The following is a 9,543-nucleotide window of genomic DNA, read 5'->3' on the forward strand; positions in this document are numbered from 1 at the left end:
GGTGATAGGCTTGGAGATTGTTAGTTAAAATCCTTAGGTAAGGTAAAATAAAACGTTGTCCCTACTCCTGGCTGAGATTGGGCCCAGATATTCCCGCCGTGGCGTTCGACAATTTTTTTACAAATCGCCAAACCGATGCCAGTACCGGGAAATTCTTTTCGAGTATGGAGACGTTTGAACAACTCAAAAATGCGTTCGAGATACCGGGGCTTAATGCCAATCCCATTATCCCTCACTCCAAACACCCATAGATCGTCTTTTGGTTCTGCCCAAATATGAATTTGGGGGGGTTCCTCGCGGCGGAACTTGATGGCATTGCCAATCAAATTTTGAAATAATTGGGCTAATTGCGCTTTGTCTGCGATCGCTAAGGGCAGCGCGTCGTAGGTAATAATAGCGTTATTCTCTGCGATCGCAACCTGCAAATCGTTCAGCGCCTGACGCAGCGCCTCATTGCAATCAGTGGAAACAAATGGTTTACCGCGAGTCCCGACGCGGGAATAACTCAGCAAGTCTTGAATCAACTGTCGCATCCGCGTTGCGCCATCGACGATATAACCCATATATTCTTTGGCAGTTTCATCGAGATGCCGTTCATATTCTTGCTCTAATAATTCTGTATAACCAGTTACTGCCCGCAATGGTTCTTGCAAATCGTGAGAAGCTAAATAAGCAAATTGCTCTAGTTCCTGGTTAGACCGTTGCAAATCTAGCGTTAGTTGTTCTAATTTCCGTTCTGCTTCGCTTCGTTCAGCAATTTCAGCTTGTAAGGCAGCGTTGGTTTCCGATAGTTCTTTTGTGCGTTCTTGCACCCGAATTTCTAACCAATCTCGCGCTTGTTTCAGTGCTGCTTCTGCTTCTTTGCGCTCGCTAATATCGCGAGAAATACCGATCGCGCCGATGATGTTTCCCTCGACGTCCCGCCAAGGACATTTCACAGTCAAGAATGTCTCCATCTTTCCAGGTTTGGGTAAAGTCTCCTCATAAACTAAAGCTTTCCCCGTCCTGATAATTGCACGATCCGCCTCGATAAGTTGCGCTGCTATTTCCGGTGGGAATAATTGATTGTCATCTTTACCAATCATTTCTTCTACCGTCGTTCCAAGAAAATTAGCAGCTGTAGAGTTGGCGACGACATAGCGATTTTGCAAATCCTTGACAAAGACAATATCGGGGGTACTTTCCAGCACCGAATTCAAGATACTGTTGCTTTTGTAAAGTGCTGCTTCTGCTTGCTTGCGTTCGCTAATATCAATCATCGTAGAGCGACTCATGATAAAGTTACCCGCAGCATCTTTGATGGCGATCGCACTCAGACTCACTGGCAAGATCGTGCCATCTTTGCAAAGCATCTGGAATTCTAGATCGCGCACCCAACCGCGTTCTTTGAACCGGGGAAAATTTGCTTGAAAGGTGGACAAACTTTCCGCAGTTAGCAAGTCGGAAAACTTTTTCTTACCAAGTATCTCCTCCCGCGTATATCCCAACATTTTGAGTTCCGTATCGTTAATCAAAACAAACGTGCCATCTCGATCTAACGAGTGATACCCGCAGGGGGCATTGTTGTACAAATCTCCCAATTCCGCAGCGGTTTGTTTCAGTGCCTCTTCCGCCTGGTGGCGTTCGGCAATTTCAGCTTGCAATGCTTGATTTATTTCTAATAGCGCTGCGGTGCGTTCCTCGACTCGCATTTCTAACTCTTCATTAGCGCGTTCTAGTGCTAATTGCGCTTGTTTTAGCGGGGTGATGTCGCGAGAAATTGAGAGAGTAGATGCCACCGAACCATCAAGGGCAAATTCTGGTGCGATCAGAGATTGAATTAATTTTACTCCCTTGGCACTTGGGTAATTGAATTCCACCACATTCATTTCACCCGTCGCGAAAACTTTTTGATAGCTTGCTTGTAAAAACTCTGCTAATTCTGCTGGTAAACCGAGTTCTGAAAATGTTTTACCAAGGAATGCTGCCGGTGGAATTTTCGCTTCTCTTTCTAACGCTGAATTAACGTAGGTGTGTCCCAGTTGCCCATCGACTCGAATAATGATATCCGGACTGTTTTCTAACAGGGTTTTGAGTTCGCTCTGACTGCGTTTTAAAGCTGCTTCGGCTTTGGTGCGATCGCTTATTTCCTTTTTCAGCAAAAAGTACACCCCAAACAGCAAGACAAAACTCAAGGAATAGCCAAGAACAACCACAAGGATGGTATTTTTAACGCTAGCATCTGTCGCCGCTGACCGCTGCTGCAATAAACTTCGTTCTTCCTTGTCCATTGCTGCCAGTTTCCCTTGCAATTCTTGCTGTAACTTTTCTCCTTGATTGGTTATATCGATTTGATTCTGACTGTCCGATTTGTTCTGTTGCAACGATGCGATTGACTGTTGAAGCACAGTTAATCTTTTAGCAATCAACGGTTCAATTTCATCTAGTCTGCGCTGTTGTCTGGGATTATCAATGGTTAATTCCCGCACCGCTTTTAGCGACTTTTGAGTTGTTTGACTCCCCGTTCGGTATGTTTTTATAAAAATGGCTTCTCTTGTAAGAATATAGCCCCGTCGTGCGCCCTGGGCATCTTTAAGACCATCGGAGATTTTATCTAAATTTTCTAATACTTGATGAGTATGTTCCACCCATCGTTTGTTCTCAATCAATCCTACGCTCAGGTAGGAAGCTGTCCCCACGCCAGTCAAAACAAGCAAAGCCAAACTAAACCCACCTGCTACGACTTTTTCCGATAAATTTTTCATCGCAGTTTTACCCTCGCTGCTCAAAGCCTTTTTTAACTATAGCGTCAGCAGGTGGTTGCATCCGTTTTGTTTTTACTTATCTTTAGATTTTCTGTTTTATCGGCAGGGCGATGCTAAACTCTGTTCCTTTACCTTGCTCTGAACATACCTCTATTTTCCCCCCATGTTTTTGAATAATTTGAGAGCAGATGTAAAGTCCTAACCCTACCCCCTTAACTCCCTGTTTAGTTGTAAAAAAAGGTTCAAATATCTGGTCTTTCAACTGAGGACTAATTCCCAAACCATTATCCCTTATTTTGATTTTAATTTTTTCTTTTTCCCCAACTTCAGTTTGAATTAAAATCTTTTTAGTCGTTTTTTCTGTGGGTAATAGCAGCGCGTCGATGGCATTACCAATGATATTCATCAATACCAGGTTGATTTGGCTGCGGTAACAATCGACTGGCGGCAACTTCCCATAGTTTTTACTAACTTCTATTCCTCTTTTTAGCCGATGGTTCAGAATCAAAAGAGTGGTATCAATTGCTTCGTTGATATTAACCGCTTGCATTTCAGATTCTTCCAGAGTGGAGAAATTACGCAAAAATGAAATAATCTGACGAATGCGCTCCGCTCCTAATTTCATAGATGAAAACATTTGAGCCAAATCTTTATTAATGAAATTCACATCAATTTCTTCAGCAAATCTTTGAATTTGAGTGGCAGGATGGGGATACTGCCGCTGGTATAGCTGCAATAAATGGAGTAAATCTTCAGTATGGTTGCTAGCATGGGTAAGGTTGCCGTATATAAAGTTAATCGGATTGTTGATTTCATGGGCAAGCCCTGCCATAATTTTACCCAAATTCGACATTTTTTCAGATTGAATGAGTTGGGATTGAGCTATATTTAGATTTTGCTTAGCCTCGATTGTTTCCCGCTCTTTTATTTCAATTTTTTGGTTAAGATGGTCGCGCAGGCGCTCCAAAGCTTGAATCGCGTTTTTGTTTTGCTTGTCCAGGTATACAGGAATTTTAGCAATCATAAATATCAAAACAAGCGTCGCAATAACCAGGCAGAGTAACAGGTATACTTTAGTCTGATTCACCTGCTGTTCTGCTGCTAGTTGAATTTGGTTGGTAAAACTTTGATAACTTTCCCGAAGGCTGAAAATTGAATCGTTAGCGGTTTGCAACAATGAGTCCTGTTTCAGCTTAGTTTCGTCAAGCTGAGTTCGCAGTTTCAAAGCCGATCTGACTCGATTCATTTCCGGTGCATTTGGCCTTCCTTCGGCAAGCAAATCAGATCGAACTTTCTCAGGATTGCGCATCCCCAATTTATCGTAGTCTTGTTCCAGTTGCATAAACTTTTGGTGGGCTTGCTGCCATGTATTCCAATCCAGCATAAATTTTTGGTAGAGGTTGTTTTCTGCCTCGTTTTTCAACATATTTTCCTCGACTAAATTCAAACCATCATTAATTTGCGACCAAGCTTGGTCGATGGTTTTTAAAGCAGCTTGTCTTTGTGCGGGCAAGATTTCTGGCACGAGCAATAAGCGTTCCGATGATTCGATTTTGGTTTGCCCCCGCTCGATTTTCCCAAGTCCCTCTATACTTGGCAAGCTAGTCTGACTCAAGGTATTGATGTAATTAGATAGCTCTTGTGTTCCTCTATACCCGACAAAGGCAACCGCCAAGAAGATCAAAGCCACGATTAAAAAAGCGCTGACAAGCCTTTGTTTTAAATTAAGTTTGGCAAACATGCTGTTTGTCTTTCCGGTTTGGCTAAATTGCTAAAAAGATAAACTGGATGGCTGTGAAAAGTGTTTTGCACTACCTGGCGATCGCTGACTACTAAAAAAGTTACCAACAGCTAAAGTGAAGGTCAACTTACGCAATTATTATCGAGCAATAGGGGTACGATTGTCTTGCACGCCTGCTGGGATTGTCCTGGAAGCACCCGCGACGGGTGAAGCGGATCGCGCTCTAAAAATAGACCTCATATCATGTCCGTTTGAGTACCCATAGTTAGGACTGAAGCGGGGATGCTAAGGACGCGGGGACGGGGAGAGTTTTAATTATGGGCGATTTGCCTGAAATCATATCAAAACAACACCAACGGGTCTGATGCAAAGAAACAAGGGTGATATGAAAAATCGTTGGTTTGCCAACTAGAGATCTACCTAGCAACCCGGTTTCTATGAAAAATCGTTGGTTTGGCAACTAGAGATATACGTAGAAACCGGGTTTCTGGTGATAGGAGCGAGTCCTGACCAAGTCAAAGGCAGGCAGGATGCCTACTCCACAAGAGTTTTTGCACAAGTCTAATGCGGTCATCCCTTTGCTATTACCTCCCTCTCCCCTCTCCCTCCCCTGTCCCGCAAAAAAGCCGTTCGGACAAGGTGGAAAATCCGAACTATATAGATCGACAAAAAATCGTTAAGTTTAATGCAGGAGGGGAAAATAAGCTTGCACCCTGCTTCAGCGCTATAAGCTGTCACGATTAGGAGTAATTGCACAATGGCTATAAAAGATCAACCTAAACCCTCTCGTTCGCGCCAGATCGGCAGCATTTTGTTATTGGTGTCGGGGGTATTGTTGCTGGTGAATCTATTTTTACCTTCTTTGTTTGGTCCTGCCATTCCCCAAGTGCCTTACAGCTTTTTCATCCACCAAGTCGAAGAAGGCGATGTAATGGGAGTTTCTATCGGGCAAAACCAAATCCGCTACCAAATTAAAGGCGAAGAAGGCAAACCTGGACAGGTGCTTTCTACTACACCGATTTTCGATATGGAGTTGCCCAAACGCCTGGAAGATAAAGGTGTTGTGTTTGAAGCTGCACCGCCAGCGAAAGGCGGTTGGTTTACGACGCTATTAAGTTGGGTGATTCCCCCACTGATTTTTATTGCGGTCTGGCAATTTTTCATGGGACGCGGCGGGGGTGGTTCCCAAGGTGTCCTCTCGATTGGCAAGAGTAAGGCTAAGGTTTATGCCGAAGGCGAAGCGGCTAAAATTACCTTTACTGATGTCGCCGGGGTAGAAGAAGCCAAAACTGAGTTAGTCGAAATTGTCGATTTCCTCAAAACTCCCGGTCGCTTTACGGCAATTGGGGCGCGCATTCCCAAAGGCGTGCTATTAATTGGCCCTCCGGGAACGGGTAAAACTCTGTTGGCAAAAGCGGTAGCAGGAGAAGCAGGAGTACCTTTCTTCAGTATCTCTGGTTCGGAATTTGTCGAGTTATTTGTCGGTGTCGGAAGTTCGCGGGTGCGCGACTTGTTTGAACAAGCGAAAAAACAAGCACCTTGCATCATCTTTATCGACGAACTCGACGCGATTGGTAAGTCTCGCAGCAGTGCTGGTTTCTACGGCGGTAACGACGAACGGGAACAAACTCTTAACCAGTTATTAACCGAAATGGATGGGTTTGATGCTGGTAAAGCAACGGTAATTGTTTTAGCCGCAACCAACCGTCCGGAAACTTTAGACCCGGCGTTGTTGCGTCCCGGACGCTTTGACCGTCAAGTATTGGTAGACCGTCCTGATTTATTGGGTCGCGAAGCAATTTTGAACATTCACGCCCAAAAAGTTAAACTGGGGCCGGATGTGGATTTAAAAGCGATCGCCACTCGCACCCCCGGTTTCGCAGGCGCAGATTTAGCCAACTTAGTCAACGAAGCTGCTTTATTAGCCGCCCGCAATCGTCGCGAAACCGTCTCCCAAGCCGATTTTGCCGAAGCTATCGAACGAGTAGTCGCCGGTCTAGAAAAGAAAAGCCGCGTCCTCAACGATAAAGAAAAGAAAATCGTCGCCTATCACGAAGTCGGTCACGCTTTAGTCGGCTATTTAATGCCCGGTAGCAACCGAGTTGAGAAAATTTCCATCGTCCCGCGCGGCATGGCAGCCTTGGGATACACCTTACAACTGCCGACGGAAGACCGTTTCTTGATGGACGAAAAAGAACTTCAAGGTCAAATCGCCGCCTTGCTGGGCGGAAGAGCAGCCGAAGAAGTGGTTTTTGGCAGCGTCACCACAGGCGCTTCCAACGACCTACAACGCGCCACCGACATGGCAGAACGGATGGTAACCACCTACGGCATGAGCAAGGTTTTAGGACCTTTGGCTTACGATCAAGGGTCTAAGCAGATGTTCCTCGAAGTTGGGGCACCCAACCCGCGCCGCATGATGAGCGAAAATACGGCAGAAGCAATTGACAAAGAGGTCAAAGATATAGTTGAAAATGCCCATCAACAAGCCGTGGATATTCTGAACGAAAATCGCGACTTATTGGAAGCGATCGCCACTAAACTTCTAGAAGTAGAAGTGATCGAAGGCGAAGAACTCCACAACCTACTAGGTCAAGTTCGCCCCGTAGCTAAAGTTCCCGCTACAGTCTAGGAAATTTCAGATTGAAGAATTGCAGATTGCAGATTGAAATAAATCTGTAATCTGCAATTTTCATTTTTTATATTTGAGATGGCAGATTGAAATATAGCGGATTGCAGGCGCATGAGGTACACCTTCGTTTGTCAAGCGCGCTGCCATTTTTGCTGCGCGCTTGACTTGCCTTGCGCCATAAGGCTTTCCCTCACACGAAAAGCAATCCGCTGTAAATCTCAAATCTGCCATCTGCAATCTGCAATTTTCCTGGTTGGGTTTTCCACACCAATTATGGCGGGAGTAAATCTCCGAAAACTAAGTTCCAACTGCGGAATCTAATTTAAGACAATTGAGACAATCTAACCGACTAATCAACCAAACCATGAATCAAGTCCAACGTATTGCCGAACTCAACCGCATCCGTAAATTCAGCCGCTGGTTGGATAGTGCCTTTAAAATTCCTGGAACAAACTTTCGCTTTGGTTGGGACCCGATAATTGGCTTAGTACCGGGGGCGGGAGATTTAGTCAGTACGGCACTTTCAGCTTATATGATTTATTTAGCCGCCCGCTTCAGATTGCCCCCTAAAATTTTCCTCAAAATGCTCGTCAACCTCGGCATCGAAGCAACCGTCGGCACTATACCTTTAATCGGGGATATATTCGACGCCTTCTTTAAGGCAAATATCCGCAATTTTGAACTCTTAGAAAAACACATTCACGAATCTGAACCAGAACTTAGCCAAGCCGTTCCAGTCATGGCTAAAACCGAAACATTTGTCAGATAAAATGCGGTTGTATCGGGATGCTAATTGCTAATTGCTCATTGCTAATTGCTCATTGCCGTGACTGGGTTGAGTAATTCCGATGCAACTGGAAACGATATCATACCAAAATAGGCGGTATCTTTACAGTATAATGTTGCACCCTGTCCTTCTCCCGGACTTCATACCCAGGTACAAAATTAGTAAATTGCTAATGGCTAATGGCTAATGGCTATACTTCCCAAGGTGATAAACTTACAGAAAATGTTACTCAGGGGAAGACTAACTTTTCTAGCAATTAGCAATTAGCAATTAGCAATTAGCAATTACCCATTACCCATTACCCATTACCCATGTGGAAATATATCGTCAAACGCTTGCTGAGCTTAATACCAGTCTTGTTGGGAATTACGCTTTTAGTCTTCGGCATGCTGCATCTGATTCCCGGCGACCCAGCCACTGTACTATTAGGAGAAAGAGCCACTCCCGAACAAGTTGAAGCCACCAGACAGCGCTTGGGTTTAAATCAGCCTTTACCGCTACAATACCTCGTTTTTCTAGCTAACATAGCACGCCTTGACTTCGGCACGAGCATCCTCAGCGGTATTCCCATTATTGAGGAAATTAGCAACCGTTTTCCCGCTACTTTCGAGTTATCCGTCGCTGCCATGTTAATAGCTATTTTTCTAGGAATTCCGGCTGGTATTTTCGCCGCCATCCGTAAAAATAGCTTCTTAGATAATTTAACCATGAGCGGCTCTTTGATTGGCGTATCTCTGCCAGTTTACTGGTTAGGACTGCTGCTAATTTACCTATTTGCAGTTAACTTACAATGGCTCCCTCCCAGCGGCAGAATTAGCGTTGACGCTGGATTTACTTTTAAGCCGATTACTGGCTTTTACCTCCTCGATTCAATCTTCAAATTTGATATAATCTTACTCCAAGATGTGCTATCGCATTTAATTCTGCCCGCCGTAACTTTGGGAACAATTCCCTTAGCCATTATTGCCCGAATTACCCGCAGTGCCATGCTGGAAGTTTTATCCCAAGATTACATCCGCACCGCCAGGGCTAAAGGATTACCCGAATATTTGGTAATTTTCCAACATGGGCTAAAAAACGCATTTTTGCCCATCAGTACGACTATTGGCTTGCAATTCGGCACGCTGCTTGGCGGCGCTATTTTAACTGAAACGATTTTTTCTTTGCCTGGAATTGGTTCGTGGATATACGAGGGAATTCTGGCGCGAGATTATCCAGTTGTACAAGGAGGTGTGGTATTTGTATCCGTAACTTTTGTCATAATTAATCTGATTGTTGATATATTTTATATCTTTTTCGATCCCAGGATTCAGTATAAATAGCGTTATCCCGTAGGGTGCGTTAGACGAGAGTACGGCACCTGCTTTGGTTGGTGTGTTACACTGTGCAGGACTGACGCAGGTGATACATCAGTTTGTTCGTAGTAAGCGCTTTAGCGCTTCCAGATTGGCACTGAAGTGCCTACTACAAACAAATATTTATTGCTCTTTTTATTTTCTCACTTGTTTGGGGGCTTCCAGATTGGCACTGAAGTGCCTACTACAAACAAATATTTATTGCTCTTTTTATTTTCTCACTTGTTTGGGGGCTTCCAGATTGGCACTGAAGTGCCTACTACAAACAAATATTTATTGCTCTT

At 44.4% G+C, this 9,543-nt stretch carries 7 protein-coding genes; 5 read left to right on the forward strand and 2 right to left on the reverse strand.

Translation table 11 applies throughout. The features are described from left to right. Positions 1 to 20: 20 nt before the first annotated feature. A complete protein-coding gene (locus MiSe_RS32205) occupies positions 21 to 2,744 on the reverse strand; it encodes a PAS domain-containing protein (RefSeq protein WP_226587804.1) in 2,724 nt (907 codons plus the stop codon). Between the two features lie 82 nt (positions 2,745 to 2,826). Next, positions 2,827 to 4,485: an ATP-binding protein gene (locus MiSe_RS32210; RefSeq protein ID WP_226587806.1), complete on the reverse strand. Its 1,659-nt coding sequence runs from the start codon at positions 4,483 to 4,485 to the stop codon at positions 2,827 to 2,829. 115 nt (positions 4,486 to 4,600) lie between these two features. Between MiSe_RS32210 and MiSe_RS32215 the strand changes: the two genes are divergently transcribed. The 5 genes from MiSe_RS32215 to MiSe_RS32235 form a co-directional block, all read left to right on the forward strand. Next, complete coding sequence (locus MiSe_RS32215; protein ID WP_226587809.1) at positions 4,601 to 4,750, forward strand: hypothetical protein; 150 nt, start codon at positions 4,601 to 4,603, stop codon at positions 4,748 to 4,750. 492 nt (positions 4,751 to 5,242) lie between these two features. Then, a complete protein-coding gene (ftsH4, locus tag MiSe_RS32220) occupies positions 5,243 to 7,117 on the forward strand; it encodes an ATP-dependent zinc metalloprotease FtsH4 (RefSeq protein WP_226587811.1) in 1,875 nt (624 codons plus the stop codon). A 364-nt stretch (positions 7,118 to 7,481) separates the two neighbouring features. Further along, complete coding sequence (locus tag MiSe_RS32225) at positions 7,482 to 7,886, forward strand: DUF4112 domain-containing protein (RefSeq protein WP_226587813.1); 405 nt, start codon at positions 7,482 to 7,484, stop codon at positions 7,884 to 7,886. A 329-nt stretch (positions 7,887 to 8,215) separates the two neighbouring features. Next, positions 8,216 to 9,226 carry an ABC transporter permease gene (locus MiSe_RS32230; RefSeq protein WP_226587815.1) on the forward strand — a complete coding sequence of 337 codons (1,011 nt, stop codon included), beginning with the start codon at positions 8,216 to 8,218 and terminating at the stop codon, positions 9,224 to 9,226. Between the two features lie 135 nt (positions 9,227 to 9,361). Beyond that, positions 9,362 to 9,543, forward strand: a 182-nt coding sequence (locus MiSe_RS32235) for a hypothetical protein (protein ID WP_226587817.1), incomplete at its 3' end; no start/stop codon positions are given.

This window comes from Microseira wollei NIES-4236 (assembly GCF_020521235.1).
Taxonomy (GTDB): domain Bacteria; phylum Cyanobacteriota; class Cyanobacteriia; order Cyanobacteriales; family Aerosakkonemataceae; genus Microseira; species Microseira wollei.